This window comes from Bordetella genomosp. 6 (assembly GCF_002119705.1).
In the GTDB taxonomy this organism is placed as follows: domain Bacteria; phylum Pseudomonadota; class Gammaproteobacteria; order Burkholderiales; family Burkholderiaceae_B; genus Bordetella; species Bordetella bronchiseptica_F.
In genome coordinates this window covers 1,226,504-1,245,137 of record NZ_CP021107.1, presented here as the reverse complement: position 1 = coordinate 1,245,137, position 18,634 = coordinate 1,226,504, and the positions used below count along the sequence as shown (strand labels likewise).

14 protein-coding genes are annotated in these 18,634 nt (G+C 68.0%); 7 read left to right on the top strand and 7 right to left on the bottom strand.

What is annotated here, in order from left to right; genetic code table 11:
• Nucleotides 1-23 precede the first annotated feature (23 nt).
• Nucleotides 24-542 (top strand): carboxymuconolactone decarboxylase family protein, encoded by a 519-nt coding sequence (locus CAL11_RS05920; protein ID WP_033462609.1) that lies wholly within the window; start codon nucleotides 24-26, stop codon nucleotides 540-542.
• 66 nt (nucleotides 543-608) lie between these two features.
• Here the strand turns inward: CAL11_RS05920 and CAL11_RS05915 are convergent, their stop codons facing one another.
• Nucleotides 609-1,436 carry an AraC family transcriptional regulator gene (locus CAL11_RS05915; RefSeq protein WP_080699743.1) on the bottom strand — a complete coding sequence of 276 codons (828 nt, stop codon included), beginning with the start codon at nucleotides 1,434-1,436 and terminating at the stop codon, nucleotides 609-611.
• 60 nt (nucleotides 1,437-1,496) lie between these two features.
• On the opposite strand from CAL11_RS05915, the gene CAL11_RS05910 reads away from it, so the two are divergent.
• A complete protein-coding gene (locus tag CAL11_RS05910; RefSeq protein ID WP_244172916.1) occupies nucleotides 1,497-2,747 on the top strand; it encodes an MFS transporter in 1,251 nt (416 codons plus the stop codon).
• 9 nt (nucleotides 2,748-2,756) lie between these two features.
• On the opposite strand, the gene ispF is transcribed toward CAL11_RS05910, so the two are convergent.
• Together ispF and ispD are read right to left on the bottom strand one after the other, a co-directional pair.
• Nucleotides 2,757-3,245: a 2-C-methyl-D-erythritol 2,4-cyclodiphosphate synthase gene (ispF, locus tag CAL11_RS05905; protein WP_033462611.1), complete on the bottom strand. Its 489-nt coding sequence runs from the start codon at nucleotides 3,243-3,245 to the stop codon at nucleotides 2,757-2,759.
• The gene (gene ispD / locus CAL11_RS05900) at nucleotides 3,242-3,925 is read right to left on the bottom strand and encodes a 2-C-methyl-D-erythritol 4-phosphate cytidylyltransferase (protein ID WP_086092405.1); all 684 of its coding nucleotides are present in this window, start codon (nucleotides 3,923-3,925) and stop codon (nucleotides 3,242-3,244) included. Before ispD ends, ispF begins: the two co-directional genes overlap by 4 nt.
• Before the next feature lie 29 nt (nucleotides 3,926-3,954).
• Here ispD and mfd point away from each other — a divergent pair, with 29 nt between their 5' ends.
• Both mfd and serB read left to right on the top strand, forming a co-directional pair.
• Complete coding sequence (mfd, locus tag CAL11_RS05895; protein WP_086092404.1) at nucleotides 3,955-7,410, top strand: transcription-repair coupling factor; 3,456 nt, start codon at nucleotides 3,955-3,957, stop codon at nucleotides 7,408-7,410.
• 35 nt (nucleotides 7,411-7,445) lie between these two features.
• Nucleotides 7,446-8,306, top strand: coding sequence for a phosphoserine phosphatase SerB (gene serB, locus CAL11_RS05890; protein WP_033462614.1), 861 nt, complete (start codon nucleotides 7,446-7,448; stop codon nucleotides 8,304-8,306).
• Nucleotides 8,307-8,388: 82 nt separating this feature from the next.
• Here the strand turns inward: serB and CAL11_RS05885 are convergent, their stop codons facing one another.
• Nucleotides 8,389-9,336: a LysR family transcriptional regulator gene (locus CAL11_RS05885; RefSeq protein ID WP_086092403.1), complete on the bottom strand. Its 948-nt coding sequence runs from the start codon at nucleotides 9,334-9,336 to the stop codon at nucleotides 8,389-8,391.
• 137 nt (nucleotides 9,337-9,473) lie between these two features.
• Between CAL11_RS05885 and CAL11_RS05880 the strand changes: the two genes are divergently transcribed.
• From CAL11_RS05880 to CAL11_RS05870, 3 genes are all read left to right on the top strand, one after another.
• Nucleotides 9,474-10,454, top strand: a complete 981-nt coding sequence (locus CAL11_RS05880) for a Bug family tripartite tricarboxylate transporter substrate binding protein (RefSeq protein WP_086092402.1) — start codon at nucleotides 9,474-9,476, stop codon at nucleotides 10,452-10,454.
• Nucleotides 10,455-10,515: 61 nt separating this feature from the next.
• Complete coding sequence (locus tag CAL11_RS05875; RefSeq protein WP_086092401.1) at nucleotides 10,516-12,306, top strand: acetolactate synthase catalytic subunit; 1,791 nt, start codon at nucleotides 10,516-10,518, stop codon at nucleotides 12,304-12,306.
• Complete coding sequence (locus tag CAL11_RS05870; RefSeq protein ID WP_086092400.1) at nucleotides 12,303-13,079, top strand: SDR family oxidoreductase; 777 nt, start codon at nucleotides 12,303-12,305, stop codon at nucleotides 13,077-13,079. Before CAL11_RS05875 ends, CAL11_RS05870 begins: the two co-directional genes overlap by 4 nt.
• A 10-nt stretch (nucleotides 13,080-13,089) precedes the next feature.
• On the opposite strand, the gene CAL11_RS05865 is transcribed toward CAL11_RS05870, so the two are convergent.
• From CAL11_RS05865 to CAL11_RS05855, 3 genes are all read right to left on the bottom strand, one after another.
• Nucleotides 13,090-13,608: a GNAT family N-acetyltransferase gene (locus CAL11_RS05865; RefSeq protein ID WP_086092399.1), complete on the bottom strand. Its 519-nt coding sequence runs from the start codon at nucleotides 13,606-13,608 to the stop codon at nucleotides 13,090-13,092.
• A 112-nt stretch (nucleotides 13,609-13,720) separates the two neighbouring features.
• Entirely contained in the window at nucleotides 13,721-15,991 is a 2,271-nt protein-coding gene (locus CAL11_RS05860) for a TonB-dependent receptor (protein ID WP_086092398.1), read from the bottom strand.
• 219 nt (nucleotides 15,992-16,210) lie between these two features.
• On the bottom strand, nucleotides 16,211-18,442 hold the full coding sequence (locus CAL11_RS05855) for a TonB-dependent receptor (RefSeq protein WP_086092397.1): 2,232 nt from the start codon (nucleotides 18,440-18,442) through the stop codon (nucleotides 16,211-16,213).
• Nucleotides 18,443-18,634: the final 192 nt, after the last annotated feature.

Genomic DNA, 18,634 nt, shown 5'->3' with positions numbered 1-18,634 from the left:
GCTCCAGACTATAGGGAAAAACTATGGAATTCCTTTCTACCATCAAGGATCAACTGCCGGATTGGGCCAAGGACATTCGCCTGAATCTGGATGCCGTGATTGCACGCTCCACCCTGGCGCCGGAAGACGCCCTGGGCGCCGCGCTGTCGGCCGCGTTCGCCGCGCGCAGCCAGGTGCTGATCGACGCCTTCAAGGGCGCGCTGTCGGAGACCGACGCCAATGCCGCCCTGACCGCATCGGCGCTGATGGGCATGAACAATACCTGGTATCCGTACGTAGAAATGACGGGCGACGCCCAGTTGAAGAGCCTGCCGGCCCAGCTGCGCATGAATGCCTACGCCACCCATGGCGGCGTGGACAAGAAGCGCTTCGAGCTGTTCGCGCTGGCCGCCTCGATCATCGGCAAGTGCCATTTCTGCGTGCAGTCGCACTATGAAAACCTGAAGAAGGACGGCCTGACCGTCGAACAGCTGCGCGACGCGGGCCGTATTGCCGCCGTCGTCAACGCAGCCGCCCTGGCGCTGGCCGCACAGGGCAAATAACGCCCCCCGCGACGCGCCGGCCTCCCCCGCCGGCGGCCGCAGCCGGCCCCTGCATGGGGCCGGCACTCATTCCCGCCCCTCTCCCAGGCGCCGCCACTCGCGCGGCGAGCACCCCAACGCCCGATTGAACATGGCCGTGAACGCGCTCGGACTCTGATAGCCGAGATCCAGCGCCACGTCGGTGATCGCCTGGCCGTCGCCCAGCCGCCGCACGGCGTCCAGCAGGCGGGCCTGCTGGATCCAGCGCGCGAAGCTCAGGCCCGTTTCGTCGAGAAAATGCCGGTACAGCGTGCGCGCGCTGATCTTCAGCCGGCGCGCCTGCGCCTGGGCGCTGTCGAATGCCGACAGGTCGGCCAGCGCCCGCTCGCACAGGCTGCGCAAGGCCGTGCTTTCGGGCAGCGGCAGATCGAGGCCGCAGCGCGGCAGCCGCCGCAGTTCGGCCACCATCAGGGCGCAGAGCAGGCCATATTCCTCGTCCAGCGCGCCGTCGCTGGCCTCGTGCCGCTGAGGGGCGTCGCGCGTGGACGGCGCATCGGCGCTGGCGCGCACCACCAGCTCGCGCATCAGCGTGGTCATGTCCAGCACGGCGCAATCGTCGGGCATGCCCCGCACCAGCGCGGCGTCGATGTACAAGGACCGCATGTCGACCGCGCTGCTCATGCGGATCTCGTGCACGGTGCGCGCCGGGATCCACAACGCGCGCATCGGCGGCACCACCCACAGCCGGCGCCGCGTCGCGACTCGCATCACCCCCGACGAGCCGCACAGGAACTGCGCGCGATCATGCCAGTGCGGCTTGACGTGCGCGTCGGCCGGGTAGCGGTTGCGCCGCGTGACGACGGCCGGCGCGCGCGCATGGGCAACCGAGATGGCCTCGGCGGCGGGTTTGTCCATTTCTCGATAGTTTTGGTCAAATTCAAGAAGGACAGAATAACGCAGCCGGCGCACACTGGCATGCATCCTCACTACGACACCTTCGCCATGGACGCTCCCGCAGCCAGCACGCCCGCCCCGCCCGCCGCCTTCCCGCGCAGCGTCACGCTGCTGCTGAACGTCGCGCACGCGCTGGACCATATGTTCCTGCTGATCTTCGCGGCGGCGGTCGCGGCCATCGCGGCCGACTTCGGCTTTGCGCGCTGGGAGGACCTCATGCCCTTCGGCGTGGCGGCCTTCTTCCTGTTCGGACTGGCCTCCTGGCCGGCCGGCCGCCTGGGCGACCTGTGGGGCCGGCGCCGCATGATGCTGCTGTTCTTCTTCGGCCTGGGCGCGGCCGCGCTGCTGTGCGCACTGACCCGCAACGCCTGGCAACTGGCCGGCGCGATGGCGCTGATCGGCGCGTTCGCCGCCATCTACCATCCGGTGGGCATTCCCATGATCGTGCAGCACGCGGCCAATCCGGGCGCGGTCATCGGCGTCAACGGGCTGGCCGGCAACCTGGGGGTGGCCCTGGCGGCGCTGGTGACCGGCGTGCTGGTCCAGTGGCTGGGATGGCGGGCGGCGTTCGCGGTGCCCGGGCTGCTGTCGATCGCCTGCGGCCTGCTGTTCATGCGCGTATGCCCCGCCGAGGACGAGCCGCCGGCCCGCCGCAAGAGCCGCGCCAGCGTGACGCTCGACCCGCGCCAGCTGGCGCGGGCGTTCGCGGTCATGACGGCCGCCGCCGTCACCGGCAGCCTGCTGTTCAACTTCACCACCAACGGCAATGCCCAGTTGCTCGACCAGCGCTTTCGCGGCATCGTCGAAGACCCGGTCGCCCTCGGCGCCATGCTGGCCTTCATCTATGTGGTGGCGTCGCTCACGCAGGTGGTGGTGGGGCGCCTGATCGACCGGGTGGCGCTCAAGCCGCTGTACCTGTGCATGGCGCTGGCGCAGATCCCGCTGCTGGCCTGGGCGGCCGTGGCGCAGGGCTGGGCCCTGTTTGCCGCGCTGCTGGGAGCCATGGTGTTCATTTTCGGCGCGATCCCGTTCACCGACGCGATGATCGTGCGCTACGTGGACGATCGCAGCCGCTCGCGCGTGGCCGGCATGCGGCTGACAGTGTCGTTCGGCGTCAGTTCGCTGGCGGTTTGGCTGCTGGGGCCGGTGGTCAAGCAGGCGGGTTTTGGCACCCTGTTCGCCGGCATGGCCGTCATCGCCGCCTGCACCGCCACCATGGTGCTGCTGCTGCCCGGCGAGCGGCCCGAGCCGCAAGGCGCTCCGGCCGCCTAGCGGCCGGCCCTAGCCGGCGCGCGCCAGCAGCACCACCACGTTGGCGGCGATGCCTTCCTTGCGGCCCAGGTAGCCCAGGCCTTCGTTGGTCTTGGCCTTGATGTTGACTGCGCCGGCCTCCAGCGCCAGATCGGCGGCGATATTGGCCACCATGGCGGCCGCATGCGGGCCGATCTTGGGCGCCTGCGCATGGATGGTCGCGTCGACGTTGACCGGCGCCCAGCCCGCCGCGCGGACCTTGTCGAATGCCGCGCGCAGCAGCACCCGGCTGTCGGCGCCACGGTAGGCCGGATCGGTATCGGGAAAATGGCGGCCGATATCGCCCAGGCCGGCCCCGCCCAGCAGGGCGTCGGTCACCGCGTGCAACAGGACATCGGCATCGGAATGCCCCAGCAGGCCATGCGTGTGGGCGATGGTGACGCCCCCGATGATCAAGGGCCGGCCTTCGACCAGCGCGTGCACATCGAAGCCCTGCCCCACGCGAAACGGGATATTCATAGCCATTTTTCCATCAGTTCGAAATCATCGGGCCAGGTCACCTTGAAATTGCGCAGCGCGCCCGCCACCAGGCGCGGGGCGTGGCCGGCCGCCTCCACCGCCGACGCCTCGTCGGTCACGGCCAGGCCGGCCGCCCGCGCGTGCGCCAGCGCGTCGCGCAGCAAGCCGGCGCGAAACATCTGCGGCGTCTGGGCCAGCCACAGCCCGTCGCGATCGACGGTGCGCGATACGCGCTGCCCGCCCGCCTTGACGGTATCGGCCACCGGCAGGGCCAGCAGGCCGCCGACCGCGTCGCCCAGGCAGGCGTCGATCAGGCGCGCCAGCGCCTGGGCCGGCAATCCCGGACGGGCGGCGTCGTGCACCAGTACCCAGTCGTCGGCGGCCGCCCCGCTGTCGGCCAGGGCCGCGGCCACCGTGTCGGCGCGGGTCGGGCCGCCGCATGGGCGCCATACCGTACGCGGCAGGCCAGCCAGCGCCTGCTCGACCCAGCCGTCGCCGGCGCTGACCGCCACGCGCACCTGGGCGATGCGCGGATCGGCCAGCAGGGCGCGCACCGCGTGGCGCAGCATGGGCTGCCCGGCCAGCGGGCGATATTGTTTCGGAACGGCCGCCTCGCCGGGCAGGCTGGCGCGCGCGCCGATGCCGGCGGCCGGCACGATGGCAATCAGGGACTCGGACATGTTGCGGTGATTTTATAATCTTTGCCCTGATGCCTGATCTCACTCCGCCCGCCGTGCCCATCCCCGCCACCGCCACCACCCTGTCCGCCCTCAAGCCGGGAGCGCGCTTTACGCAGCCCCGCCCGCCCGGATCCGGAGACGGATGGCTGCTGGCGGACCTGGCTCGCCAGGCCGGCAAGCCGCTGGTGGTGCTGACGGCCGACCCGCTGGAAGCCCAGCGGCTGGCCGATGAAATCCCGCAATTCGCGCCCGAACTGCGCGTGCGCCAGTTGCCCGACTGGGAAACCCTGCCCTACGACGCGTTCTCGCCCCACCAGGACCTGATCTCGCAACGCCTGCGCACGCTGCACGCGCTGATGAACCAGGGCGTGGACATCCTGACCGTGCCGGTCACCACCGCCTTGTACCGCCTGGCGCCGCCCGCCTTCCTGGCCGCGTATACGTTTTCGTTCAAGCAGAAGGACCGGCTCGACGAAGCGGCCCTGCGCGCGCAGCTGACGCTGGCCAACTACAGCCACGTCACCCAGGTCACGGCGCCGGGCGAATTCTGCCTGCGCGGCGGCCTGATCGACCTGTTTCCCATGGGTTCGGTGGTGCCGTACCGGCTGGACCTGTTCGACGACGAAATCGAATCGATCCGCAGCTTCGACGTCGACACGCAGCGCAGCCTGTATCCGGTGGGCGAAGTGCAGTTGCTGCCCGGCCGCGAGTTCCCCATGGACGAAGAGGCGCGCAATCGCTTCCGGGCGCGGTTTCGCGAAGTGTTCGAAGGCGATCCTTCCCGCGCCCTGCCATACAAGGACATCGGCAACGGCATCGCGTTCGCCGGCATCGAGTACTACCTGCCCCTGTTCTTCGAGCAGACCTCCACCCTGTTCGATTACCTGGCGGCCGACACGGTCACCGTCACGCTGGGCGACATCGACGACGCCATGCAGCGCTTCGCCCATGACACCCGCAGCCGCTACGACTTTCTCAAGGTCGACCGCGAACGGCCGGTGCTGCCGCCGGACGCCCTGTTCCTCGACCATGAGGCGCTGTTCGCGCGCCTGAAGGATTTCCCGCGCCTGGCCTTGACGGCGGAACGCCCGCACCCGGACTTCGCCGCCGCGCCCGACGTCGCCGTGGCGCGCCGCGCCGACGACCCCGTGGCTCGTCTGCGCGCCCTGCTCGCGCAGACCCAGGACCGCGTGCTGCTGTGCGCCGACTCGGCCGGCCGGCGCGAGACGCTGGCGCAGATGCTGGGCGAACACGGCCTGGCGCCCGAGACCCAGGCCGATTCGATCCAGGCCTTCCTGGACGACGGCGCGCGTTTCGGCCTGGCCGTGGCGCCGCTGTCGGCCGGTTTCGGCGTGCCGGGTGGCGCCCTGCTGTTCCTGACCGAGAACGATCTCTACCCCGGCCATGCCGGCGCCACGCGGCGCGGCAAGCGCACCCAGGAACGCACCAGCAACGTCGAAGCCATGGTGCGCGACCTGGCGGAGCTGCGCGCCGGCGACCCGGTGGTGCACGCCCAGCACGGCATCGGCCGCTACCACGGGCTGGTCAACATGGACATGGGCGAAGGCGAGATGGAGTTCCTGCATCTCGAATACGCCAGCGGCAGCACGCTGTACGTACCGGTGTCGCAGCTGCATGTCATCGCCCGCTACAGCGGCGCCGACCCGGACGCCGCCCCCCTGCACCAGCTCGGCTCGGGCCAGTGGGACAAGGCGCGCCGCAAGGCCGCCAGACAGGTGCGCGACACCGCGGCCGAACTGCTGGCCCTGTATGCGCAACGCGCCGCCCGCGAAGGCTATGCCTTCAAGCTGCCCATGAGCGATTACGAGGCCTTCGCCGAAGGCTTCGGCTTCGAGGAGACGCCCGACCAGTCGGCCGCCATCCAGGCCGTCATCATGGACATGACCTCGGGCCGTCCCATGGACCGTCTGGTGTGCGGCGACGTGGGCTTCGGCAAGACCGAGGTCGCGCTGCGCGCCGCCTTCCTGGCCGTGGCCAACGGCAAGCAGGTCGCGCTGCTGTGCCCCACCACCTTGCTGGCCGAGCAGCATGCCCAGACCTTTTCCGACCGCTTCGCCGACTGGCCGGTGCGCGTCGTGGAGCTATCGCGCTTTCGCTCCGCCAAGGAAGTGGCCGCCGCCGTCGAGGGCATCAACGACGGCCGCGTGGACATCGTCATCGGCACGCACAAGATCCTGTCCAAGGACGTGCGCTTCAAGCGGCTGGGCCTGGTCATCATCGACGAGGAACACCGCTTTGGCGTGCGCCAGAAGGAAACCCTCAAGGCGCTGCGCGCCGAGGTCGACGTGCTGACCCTGACGGCCACCCCGATCCCGCGCACGCTGGGCATGTCGCTGGAAGGGATCCGCGACTTCTCCGTGATCGCCACGGCGCCGCAGAAGCGGCTGGCCATCAAGACCTTCGTGCGGCGCGAGGACGGCAGCACCATACGCGAAGCGCTGCTGCGCGAGCTCAAGCGCGGCGGCCAGGTGTATTTCCTGCACAACGAGGTCGAGACCATCCACAACCGGCGGGCGCGCCTGGAAGAACTGGTGCCCGAGGCCCGCATCGCGGTCGCCCACGGCCAGATGCCCGAGCGCGAGCTGGAACAGGTGATGAAGGGCTTCTACCAGCAGCGCTACAACGTGCTGCTGTGCACCACCATCATCGAGACCGGCATCGACATCCCGACCGCCAACACCATCGTCATCCACCGCGCCGACCGCTTCGGCCTGGCGCAGCTGCACCAGCTGCGCGGCCGCGTCGGGCGCTCGCACCACCAGGCCTACGCGTATCTGCTGACGCCGGGCGAGGATGCCATCACGAACAACGCCAAGAAGCGCCTTGAAGCCATCCAGGCCATGGAAGAACTCGGCTCGGGCTTCTACCTGGCCATGCACGACCTGGAAATCCGCGGCACCGGCGAAATCCTGGGCGACTCGCAATCGGGCAACATCCAGGAAGTGGGCTTCTCGATGTACAACGAGATGCTCAACGAAGCGGTGCGGGCGCTGAAGGCGGGCGAGGAGCCCGACCTGGACGCGCCGTTCAACCTGGCCTGCGAAGTCAACCTGCACGCGCCGGCGCTGCTGCCATCGGACTACTGCCCAGACGTGCACGGCCGCCTGGCCATCTACAAGCGCCTGTCGCATGCCGACGGCGAAGACGACCTGATCCGCATCCAGGAAGAACTTATCGACCGTTTCGGTAAACTGCCCGAAGCCGCGCAGACGCTGCTGGCCACGCACCGCCTGCGCCTGGCCGCGCAACCGCTGGGCATCGTCAAGATCGACGCCAGCGAAACGCAGGCCCTGCTGCAGTTCGGCGCCAAGACCACGGTCGACCCCTTGCGCATCATCGAGCTGGTGCAGCGCCAGCGCCATATCAAGCTGTCCGGCCAGGACAAACTGCGGGTGGAGATCAAGGCGCCTCAGATCCCCGCCCGCGCCGACGCCGTGCGCGCCGTCCTGCGCGCACTGAAATAACCGCCGCGCTCGGCGCGGCCCGGAATCCCGAACCCATGACTATTCTCCACCTCGTCATCCAGTCCCCTGCCCTGGCGGCCGAACACGCCGAACAGCTGGCGGCGCTGGCCCAGGCCCAGGGCGTGACGCGCATCAGCGCCACCGCGGCGCGCCTGCTCGACGTACAGCAGGATGCGGACACGCGCGCCCAGGTACGGCAATGGGCCGAAACGCACGGCGTCGACGCCGCCTTCGTGCCCGCGGGCCAGGCGCTGGCAGACTGCCGCATCCTGGCGATGGACATGGACTCGACGCTGATCAACATCGAGTGCATCGACGAGATCGCCGCCGTCGCCGGCGTGGGGGCCCAGGTGGCCCAGATCACGGAAGCCGCCATGCGCGGCGAAATCAAGGATTTCTCGGAAAGCCTGCGCCGCCGCGTGGCGCTCCTGGCCGGCACGCCGGCCGCCGCGCTCGAGCGCGTATACACCGAGAAGCTGCGCCTGAACCCGGGCGCCGAGCGCCTGCTGGCCAGCGTCCAGGCGGCCGGCATCAAGACCCTGCTGGTTTCCGGCGGGTTCACCTTCTTCACCGAACGGCTGCGCGAGCGCCTGGGGCTGGACCACGCCCATGCCAACACGCTGGAAATCGACGCCGACGGCAAGCTGACCGGACGCGTGCTGGGCGACATCCTCGACGGCCAGGCCAAGGCCGCGCACCTGGCCGCGCTGGCGCAGCGCCTGTCGGCGCGTCCCGAGCAGATCATCGCCATCGGCGACGGCGCCAACGACCTCAAGATGCTGGCGCGCGCCGGTTTCGCCGTCGCCTACCACGCCAAGCCCATCGTGCGCGAGCAAACGCCCTACGCCCTGAACGTATGCGGCCTGGACGGCGTGCTGAACTGGTTCGAAAAATAAGAGCCCATCGCCGGCATGCCTGTCCCGGTGCGGCAGGGTGTGCCTGTCTACGCGGGAGCCGGCGCCCGCCGGCGCGGCGCTGTCAGGACCCGGTGTCTGCCTTGTCCCGCAAGGGAACCGGCATCCCGGGCGACGGGATGGGGCCGGCATCCTTCACGAACCGCAATAGCAGCCGCGCGGCCGGACTCAGGCTGCGCGTCGGCAGGTGCAGAAACCCCAGCGGACGGCGCACCCGGGGGGCATGCAGCCGCAATACCTTCAACCCGGCGACGTTGCATACCTCGACGGCGGTAGTGGGCAGGACGGAAACGCCCAGCCCTGCCCGAACCATGCCGATGGCGGTGGTGATGAGGCTCACCTCGCGCTTGGGACGCTTCGAGATGCCGTTGGCGGCGAAGGCTTCGTCGACCAGCATCCTCACGTGGCTCTGGTAACTCATGCCGATCAAGGGCGATTCCGCCAATTCGCTCCAGCGGACCAGGGTGCGCCTGGCCAGGGGATGGTCCTGCGGCACGACCGCCACCAGCTCATCGTGCGCCAGCAGATCGAACTCCAGCCCGTCCTGGTCGAGCGACGGGCTGCCCACGCCATAGTCGATATCGCCGGTTCGCAGCATTTCGTGAATGCTGCGGTTTTCCGTCATGGCGTCCTTCAGAATCACCTTGATGCGCGGATAGGCGTGCTCGACACGCGCGATCAGCGACGGGATCCAGGTATTGCTGAGCGACGGAATGCACGCCAGCGTGACGGTGCCGCCGCGCGGCGAGGCGGCACCGCGCACGTCCTCGATCACGACCTCGAGATTGGCCAGGATGCGCTGCAGCTCCGGCAGCAATTCGCGCCCGGTGGTGGTCAGCTCGGCGCCACGGCGCGTACGCGTGAACAGAACCACCCCAAGCTGGGCTTCCAGCTTCTGGACCATGGCCGTCAGCGCCGGCTGCGTCACGTGCAAGGCCTGCGCGGCCTGCGAGAAGCTGCGGCTGCTTGCGACCTCGATGAAGGCGGTCAACTGCCTGAAGGTCACGTTCATGGCGCCATAACTTAAATTGAATTAACTATAAACAGAATAGATTATACGAATCAAACATTTGCGAGTGTAATGGCGTCGCCTTCAGGCCAATCATCGATAACAGGCGCATCCACAGCGCCTTCCGGAGACGCAGCAAAATGCTATTGCACCGAGTACTCATTTCCCTCGCCACGGGCGTGCTGACTTTGGGGGGCCTTGGCGCCGCACACGCCGACGCCTATCCGACCAAGCCGATCAGGCTGGTGGTGCCCTATCCGCCCGGAGGAATCACCGATATCGCCGCGCGCGGCCTTGCCCGCGCCATGAGCGAGGAACTGAAACAGTCGGTGATCGTGGAGAACCGCGCGGGCGCCGGCGGCATCATCGGCTCGGATCATGTGGCGCGCGCGCCCGCCGACGGATATACGCTGCTGATCGGCACCAGCGCGACCCACGGCACGAACCCCAGCACCTACGCCAATCTGCCGTACAGCGCCACCGACAGTTTCGAGCCGATCGCCGCCGTGGCGTCCAGCCCGCTGCTGGTGGTCGTCAACCCGTCGTCCCCCGTGCGGGACGTCCAGGGCCTGATCGCGCACCTGAAAGCCAATCCGGGCAAGGAGTCCTTCGCATCCACGGGCACCGGCGGCTCGCTGCACCTGACGCTGGAACTCTTCAAGCTGATGACCGGGACCGATATCCAGCATGTGCCCTACAAGGGCAGCGCCCCCGCATTGACCGACCTGATCGGCGGCCACATCCAGCTGATGTTCGACAACATGCCCTCGTCGCTGCCTCAGGTCAAGGCGGGCAGCCTGCGCGCCCTGGCCGTGACGGGCCCGCAACGCTCGGCACTGGTGCCCGAGCTGCCCACCGTGGCCGAAGCCGTTCCCGGCTTTTCCTCGGCCTCGTGGGTCGCGCTGTACGCGCCGAGGAACACGCCCGCCGCGATCGTGCAAACGCTCAATGCCGCGGCCAACAAGGGGCTGAAATCGCAAGACGTGTTGACGCAGTTCTCCGCCGCGGGGCTGGAGCCGACCGGCGGGACGCCCGCCGAGCTGGACAGTTTCATGCGCGCGGAAATCGCCAAGTGGGCGGAGGTCGTCAAGAAGATCGATCTGCCGCCATCGAAACTGTAGCCACGGCCGCACGCCATCGCCAGGCCGGCCACCCGGCTATCTCCACACCAGATGAAACCCCATGCAAGCACATACTGAATCACCGCCCGGCGCGCGAACCAGCACCGGCAGCTGGGCCCGCCAGGACCTGAGCGCCTACCAGGCCGCCAACGCAATCGCCGACGTGCTGAAGGCCGCGGGCGTCAACCAGATCTTCGGCCAAAGCTGTCCGACGGCCCTGTTCCTGGCCGCCGATGCGATCGGTATCCGCCAGATCGGCTACCGAACCGAGAACGCGGGCGCCGCGATGGCCGACGGCGCGGCCCGCGTCGGACGCCAGCTCACCGTGATCACGGCGCAGAACGGCCCCGCCGCGGCCTTGCTGGTCGCCGGATTCTCCGAGGCGACCAAGGCATCCGTGCCCATCCTGGCCATCGTGCAGGAGGTGCCGCGCGCCAACGCGGACAAGAATGCGTTCCAGGAGCTGGACCATGTCCAGTTGTTCGCATCCTGCGCGAAATGGGTGCGCCGCATCGACATGGCCGAACGCGCCGCCGAATACACCGAGCGCGCGATACGTATCGCGACATCCGGCCGGCCCGGCCCGGTCGTGCTGCTGGTATCGCAGGACGTCCTGACCACGGCCTGCGCGCGGGCGCGGCCGGTGGAGCAGGACAGCGACGAGCCGCTGGGCCGGTTCCCTTTGGACCGGACGGTTCCGGTGGCCAGCCGCCTGGACCATCTGGCCCAGCGCCTGCTTGACGCGAAGCGGCCCCTGGTCGTGGCCGGAGGCGGCGTCCATCTTTCGGGAGCCTGCGACGCCCTGGCCCGGCTGCAGTCCCTGGCCGGCCTGCCCGTGGCCACGACCAACATGGGCAAGGGCGCGATCGACGAAACGCATCCGCTGTCCGTAGGGGTGATCGGCAATGCCATGGGCACGCGCAGCCCGGCGAAGTACTTCATGGATTACGTCCAAAGCGCCGACCTCGTGCTGTTCGTCGGCACCCGCACCAACGAGAACGGCACGGCGTCGTGGTCGCTCTTTCCCGAGCAGGCGCAGTATGCCCAGATCGACATCGACAGCGAGGAAGTCGGCCGCAATTACGGCGCCATGCGCTTCGCCGGCGACGCCGCCGCCACGCTGCAGGCGCTTTGCGAGACCCTGCAGGGGCGCGGCCAGGCCGTCGCGGCGCGCAGAATGGCCGAACTGGCGCCGGCCTTCGAAGCCAGCCGCCTGGCCCACCGCGCGGAACTCGCCCCCTATGCGCAGAGCGACGCCTCGCCCATGCGGCCCGAGCGGATCATGGCCGAGTTGCGCGCAAGCCATGGCGACATCATCTGGGTCGCGGACGCCAGCTACTCGTCCATATGGCTTTCCCAGTTCATTCCCAGCACCCGGGCGGGAACGCGATTCGTCACGCCGCGCGGCATCGCCGGCCTGGGATGGGGCGTCCCGATGGCGATCGGCGCCAAGATCGCGCGGCCCGACGCCCGCGTGATCTGCCTGACCGGCGACGGCGGCTTCGCCCATTGCTGGGCCGAACTGGAAACGGCTCGCCGGCACGCAGTCCCCGTCACGATCGTGGTGCTCAACAACGGCGTGCTCGGTTTCCAGATCAACGCGGAAGAGAGTCGTTTCGGCACCCATACCGACGTCTGCCACTTCGGGGCCATCGATCACGTCGCGATCGCCAAGGCATGCGGCTGCGACGGCGCCAGCGTGAGCGACGCCGCCTCGCTGCGGCAAGCCATGGCGGCGGCCGAGCGCAGCCCGGTGCCGTTCGTGATCGACGTGAAAACCGAACCGTCGGCGTTTCCGCCGATATCGGCATTCGAATCCCAGCTCCAGCCCCTCGGAGACCAGACGCGATGACGCACCTCGAACAGTCCCGGTTCCAAGGCCAGCGGGCGCTCGTGACGGGCGCCGGCGCCGGCATAGGCCGCGCCATCGCCCTGGCGCTGGCCGAGCGCGGCGCCCATGTCTGCGTACTGGATGCCGACCGCGCGGCCGCCGAGAAAACGGCGGCCATGGCGCGCCGGCTGGGCGCGCAGGCCGCGACGATCGTGCACGACATGGGATGCGCGTCCGTCGTCGCGTCGATCGCGTCGATGCAGGACGGTTTCGGCGCCTTCGATCTGCTGGTCAATAACGCCGGCATCTCGCCCAAGAAGCCGGACGGCCGCAAGCGCATGATCTGGGAAACCCCGCCCGACGAGTGGCAGCGCGTCATCCAGGTCAATCTTTGCGGCTATTTCTTCTCGCTGCGCGCGGTGCTGCCCGGGATGGTCGAGCGCCGCGCCGGCGCAATCGTGAATATCGCCTCTCTGGCGGGCCTGCGCTATTCCTCGATCGCCGGCGCGGCGTACGCCACCGCCAAGAACGCGGTCGTCGGCCTGACCCGGCAAGCCGCCGGCGAAGTCGCCGAATTCGGCGTGCGCATCAACTGCGTCGCTCCAGGGCGCATCGAGACCGCGATGGCCTCGGTGGCCGGCGGGGAATTCAACGAGGCGATCCGCGCAAGCACCCCGCTGCGACGCCTGGGCCAACCCGCCGACATCGCCGACGCCGTGATGTTCCTGCTGTCCGAGCGGGCCGGCTTCATCACCGGCGAGACCCTGCCCGTGACCGGCGGACGAGGGTTGTGACCGGCCGGGCTCAGGCCGCCCGCGCCAACAGGAGATGTGCCGCCCCCTCGAACACCACACTGGAATATCCGCGAAAACCAAGCCGGTCGGCCAGGCGCAGCGAGGGCAGGTTGGAACGCGCGATCAGCGCCACCAGGCGCTGGCGTCCGCCTGATTGATCGTGGTGCGCGAGGATTGCCTGCATGGCCTGCGTCGCAAGCCCCTGGCCCTGATGGGCGCTGACGATGGCCCAGGCCGCTTCCGGATGGTGGTCGAAATCCGCCCCGAGGCCGCGGCGCCGGAATTGGAAGCCGGCCTCCCCGCGCATCTCGCCGCTGGCCGGATCGAGCAGGTAGTAAAAGCCGCAAGCGTACGCGTCCCACATTCCCTGCCGCGCGCAAAGGCGCAACCACGCCTGATCCTCGGTGAGATCGCGATGGCCGGCTTCGTCGCGCTGCCGCTCCATCGCGAACCACTGATCGAAGCGCGCCACCGTTTGCGGCTTCAGCAACAAACGGTCCGTTCTCAGCACCTGCCGCATATCCGTCATGTTTTCCGCCAGGGTGGCTCAATGGCAAACACTTGAAATCGTAGAATATTTTCGCGCCGTGCCGAAAAAAAACCGGCGCATTGCGCCGGTCTTTCCTGCCGTGCGGCGGCGCTCAATACTTGATGTTGAACGACAGCACCGCGGCGCGGCCCGTGCCCAGCGCCGCATAGTGCGCCGCGTAGGCCTTGGTGTAGTACGTCTTGTCGAAGATGTTCATCACGTTGAGCTGCGCGGTCAGGTGGTCGTTGAACTCGTACGCGGCCATGGCATCGAAGCGCCAGTACGACGGCACCCAGCGCGCCTTCGGCGTGCCGTCGGCATTGCGCCCGTTGTCCGCGTTGCCATACACCTTGTCGACATAATAGGCGCCGCCGCCCACGGTCAGCTGGGGCACCAGCTTGTAGGTGGTCCACAGGCTGAAGGCATTGCGCGGCGTGTTGGGCAGGTCCTGGCCCACCGCGCCGCTGTTGTAGGCGCCCTCGACCAGTTCGCTGTCCATGAAGGTATAGCCGCCGTAGACATTCCACTTGGGCGTGATGCTGCCCGAGAAGCCCAGCTCGATACCGCGCACCTTGGCCTTGCCGATCTGCTCCGTTTCGGTCGCCGACACAGCCACGCTGGTGTTCTTGCGGATGTCCTGGAACAACGCGCCCGACAGGGTCAGGCGGTCGTCGAGCAATTGCCACTTGGTGCCGACCTCGACGGTACGGCTTTTCTCCGGCGCCAGCGACTCGTTGCTCGCCGTCACGGCGTCGCTCACGTTCGAGCCGGCGACGGCCGAAGGCGTCGACGACGTGCCGTACGACGCGTAGATCGTGCCATTGGGCGCAGGCTTGTAGGCCAGGCCCAGCTGGTAATTGAACAGGTTGTCTTCGCGGCTGGTGCTGTAGAACGCCGGCGTGCTGGCGGGGTCGTTGCGACCGCGGGCGATATTGCTGCCGCTTACGCGGTAATTGTCCCAGCGCAGTCCGACGCTGGCCTGCCATTGTTCGTTGAACTTGATCGTGTCGAAGCCGTAGAGCGCGATCGTGTCGGTGGAATAGCGGGCCGGATTGTCGTTGCGCGACAGGTGGCCGGGATAATAATCATGCGGATCCGGATCCCACAGCGAGGTGCACAGGGCCGGGTTGCTGGCGTCGTTGGCGCCCACCTTGCACGGCATCGCGCCCTTGGCGATGGTCTGGGTATACGAGTCCTTGTCCTGCTTGATGTTGCTGTACTCGAAGCCCAGGTCGAACGAGTGCTGCAGGCTGCCCGTCTCGAATTCGCCGCTCAGATCGGTCTGGTTGGTGAACGTCTTGTTGACGTAGTAGCCCGCCTTCAGCGCCCGGTATACCAGCCCATTGGGCACGTTGCCCTTGCTGTCGTCGGGGTTGGTGGCGGCGTAGTCGGTCACCGAGCGTCCGTAACGGGTGACGTTGCGCAGGCGCAGCTTGCTGCTGAAATCGTGATCGATGGCCAGCGTGGCCACGTCGTCGCGCGACTTCATGAAGTCGCGCCCGGTCAGGCCGTAGAAATTCTTGCGGCTGACGCCCTGGGTCTCGGTGACCGGCTGTCCCGATTTCGGATCGTACGGGATCGCGTAATCGGGCATGCTGTCATCCTGGTAGTGGTAGTAGCCCAGGGTAATGCGGGTGGGCGTGCCCACGCCCAGTTGCAGGGTGGGCGCCACGCCCCAGCGGCTGAAATCGACCGCATGGTCGCGGCCCGGCACGTCGCCCTTGTTGCCCATCAGGTTCAGGCGGAAGGCGGCGTTGTCGCCCAGCAGCCAGTTGCCGTCGGCGGTGGCGCGGTAATTGCTGTCGGTGCCGATCTGCACCGAACCCTCGGCGAAGTCGCGCGCCTTCGGCGTCTTGCTGACCAGGTTGATGCTGCCGCCGGCTCCGCCGCGGCCGGAATAGACCGAATCAGGTCCCTTGATGATCTCGACCTGCTCCAGGTTGAATGTGTCGCGTATCTGGGTGCTGGGGTCGCGCACGCCGTCGACGAAGATGCTGCCCGCCGCATTCTGGCCCCGGATGATGGGCAGGTCGCCGCCGGCGCGTCCGCCCTCGCCCGCGCCCATGGTGATGCCCGGCGAGTTGCGCAGCACGTCCTGCAGATTGGTGGCGGCCTGGTCCTGCATGACCTGCTGCGGCACGACCTGTACCGTCCTGGGCGTATCCAGCAAGGGCGCCGTCATCTTGGACGACTGGACCGTGGTGGCCTGATACGGGGACGCTTCGCCCTCGACCTGCACCGGCGCCAATTGGGTAACGCCCGCGCTGGTCTGCGCCTGAGCACCGGGCATCAGGCACAGGGCCGGTACCGCGATGGCGGCGGCCAGCGAATTGGCGAGCGTACTCGCTGAATACGAGTCCAGGGATTTCAACGGCTTCTCCATAAAAATCTTAATAACAACGATTCTTGTTCTTTAAATCGACTGCGATTCTCGTCCGTTTAGCTGACCCAAACCTGAAAATTCCTACAATGTCACATTTCCGCAACATCCAAGCCATCCTCCCGCCCCCCCCTCTTCGGGCCAGGAAAACCCCGCCGGAAATGAAAAACGGCCCCCCTCGCGGGAGGCCGTTGCGGGACCGCGGCGATGCCGCGGCCGCGATCAGTAGCTCAGCTTGAACGTCAGCATGGCGGAGCGTCCCGCGCCCAGGGCCGCGTAATGGCTGCGGTAGGTCTTGGCGTAATAGGTCTTGTCCAGCAGGTTGTAGAGGTTCAACTGGGCCGTGAGGTGCTTGTTCAGCTGGTACGCCGCCATGGCGTCGAAGCGCCAGTATGCCGGCACCCAGCGCGCCTTCGGCGTCCCGTCCTTGTTGTAGCCGGCGTCGGCGTTGCCATGAACCTTGCTGCGATAGAACGCGCCAGCCCCCACGGTCAGCTCCGGCAGCAGTTTGTAGGTGCTCCAGACGCTGAATGCGTGCCGGGGCGCGCTGGGCAGCGGCTGGCCCTGCGCCCCGCTGTTGCGGCTGGCGCGCACCAGCTTGCTGTCGAGCAGCGCGTACCCGCCATAAACGTCCCAGTACGGCGTCAGGCTGCCCGCCGCACCCAGTTCCAGGCCGGTGACGCGGCTCTTGCCGGCCGGCGCGCGCACGCCTTCGGCGACTTCGATGCTGGTGTTCTTGCGCGTTTCGCGGAAGATGGCGCCCGTCACCAGCAGCCGTCGGTCCAGCACCTGCCACTTGGTTCCCAGCTCGATCGCCTCGCTGCGCTCGGGCTTGAACCGCTGGCTTGTACCGGAGATGCTGTCGGCCGGGGCGTAGTCGGACACGGCCGAGGGCGTGGAGGCGGTGCCGTAGCTCGCATACACCGTGCCGTCCGGACGAGGCTTGTAGACCAGGCCCAGCTGGTAGTTGAACAGGTTGTCGGTGCGCGCGGCGCTCTCGTAGACGGGCGGCTTGGCGCCGCGTACCGGCAGGTTGCGCCCGCTGGTCTTGTAGTTGTCCCAGCGCAGGCCGAGGTTCAGTTGCCACTGCTCGTCGAAGGCGATGGTGTCGAAACCGTACAGCGACAGGATGTCGGTGTGGTAGCGGGCCGGATTGTGGTTGCGCCGCACCGTTCCCGGGAAATCCACGTGCGGGTCCGGATCCCGGAGCGAGGCGCACAGGGCCGGGTTGTTGCCGCCTTCCACCGGCGAGCAAGGGCTGGCGGCATCGGGGATTTCCTGCTTGTAGCGGTCGCGGCTGCGCCGGCTGGTGGCGAACTCCGCGCCCAGGTCGAAGGTATGGCGCCACTGCCCCGTCTCGAACGTGCCGCGCAGGTCGGTGCGATTGGCGAAACTGTCGTTGACCTGGTAGCTGGCGCGCAGGTTGCGGTACACCAGCCCCTTGGCCAGGTCGGCGGTTTTCAGTTCCGGCATGGTGGTGATCTGCTCCACCTTGGCGCGCGAGTAGCGCGCCAGGTTCTCCACCTTCCAGCCATTGGCGAGGTCGTGCTCCCACTTGACGGTGGCGGCATGATCCTCGGTATCGCCGGAGTCGCGCTGCACCAGGCCGTAGAAGTTGCGGCGGCTCACCCCGATGGTCTCGGTGATCGGCGTGCCGGTGCGCGGATCGTACGGAATCGAATAGTCGGGAATCCGCCGGTGGCGATAGAGGTACAAGCCCAGCGTCACGCGGGTGGAGCCGCTCAGGCCCAGCCGCAGCGATGGCGCGATACCCACGCGGCTGAACTCGACCACCTTGTCGCGGCCCGGCACGGTGCCCTTCGCGCCCAGCAGGTTCAGGCGCAGCGCCGTGTTCTCGCCCAGCACCCAATTGCCGTCTATCGTGCCGCGATAATTCTCGGCCGTGCCGATGCCCGCCTGTACCTCGGTGAAATCGTGGCTCCTGGGCGTCTTGGTGACGAGGTTGATGCTCCCGCCCGCGCCGCCGCGACCCGAGAATACCGAATCCGGGCCCTTGACTACGTCGACCTGTTCCAGGTTGAAGGTATCGCGCGACTGCGTGCTGGGATCGCGCAGCCCGTCGACAAACAGGCTGCTGGCGGAATTCTGGCCGCGGATGAACGGCAGGTCGCTGGCCGGACGGCCGCCTTCGCCGGCGGTCATCGATATCCCGGGCGCATTGCGCAGTACCGCTTCGAGGTCGCTGGCCCCCTGGTCCTGGATGAGCCGCCCGGGTATCACCTGCACCGTGCGCGGCGTGTCCGCCAGGGGCGCGGTGAACTTGGGCGATTGGGCGCTGTCGGCCTGGTAGGGCGAGTACTCGCCCTCGACCGTGACGGATGGCAGCTGGACCGCGGGGGACGCGGCCTGCGCCGCCGGCAGCAGGCTCAACAACGGCACTGCGATCGCGGCCGCGAGCGACTCGGGCATCGGGTGGGAAGCGTGGAACTTCATGGGAATCCGCTATCGTCAACGAAACATGGAATGCGGCGCGCCCCGCCAAGCGGATGCGGCACTGCGCCATGCTACGGACGACTGCGGCCCGTGCGGCCTGCTATGGGCCGCGCCTCCCCAAAACCAGATAGCTCCTATTTGCCGCCACACACAGTCCTTCCCTGGCAGCGGAACAAATCTCTCGCCAGTCAC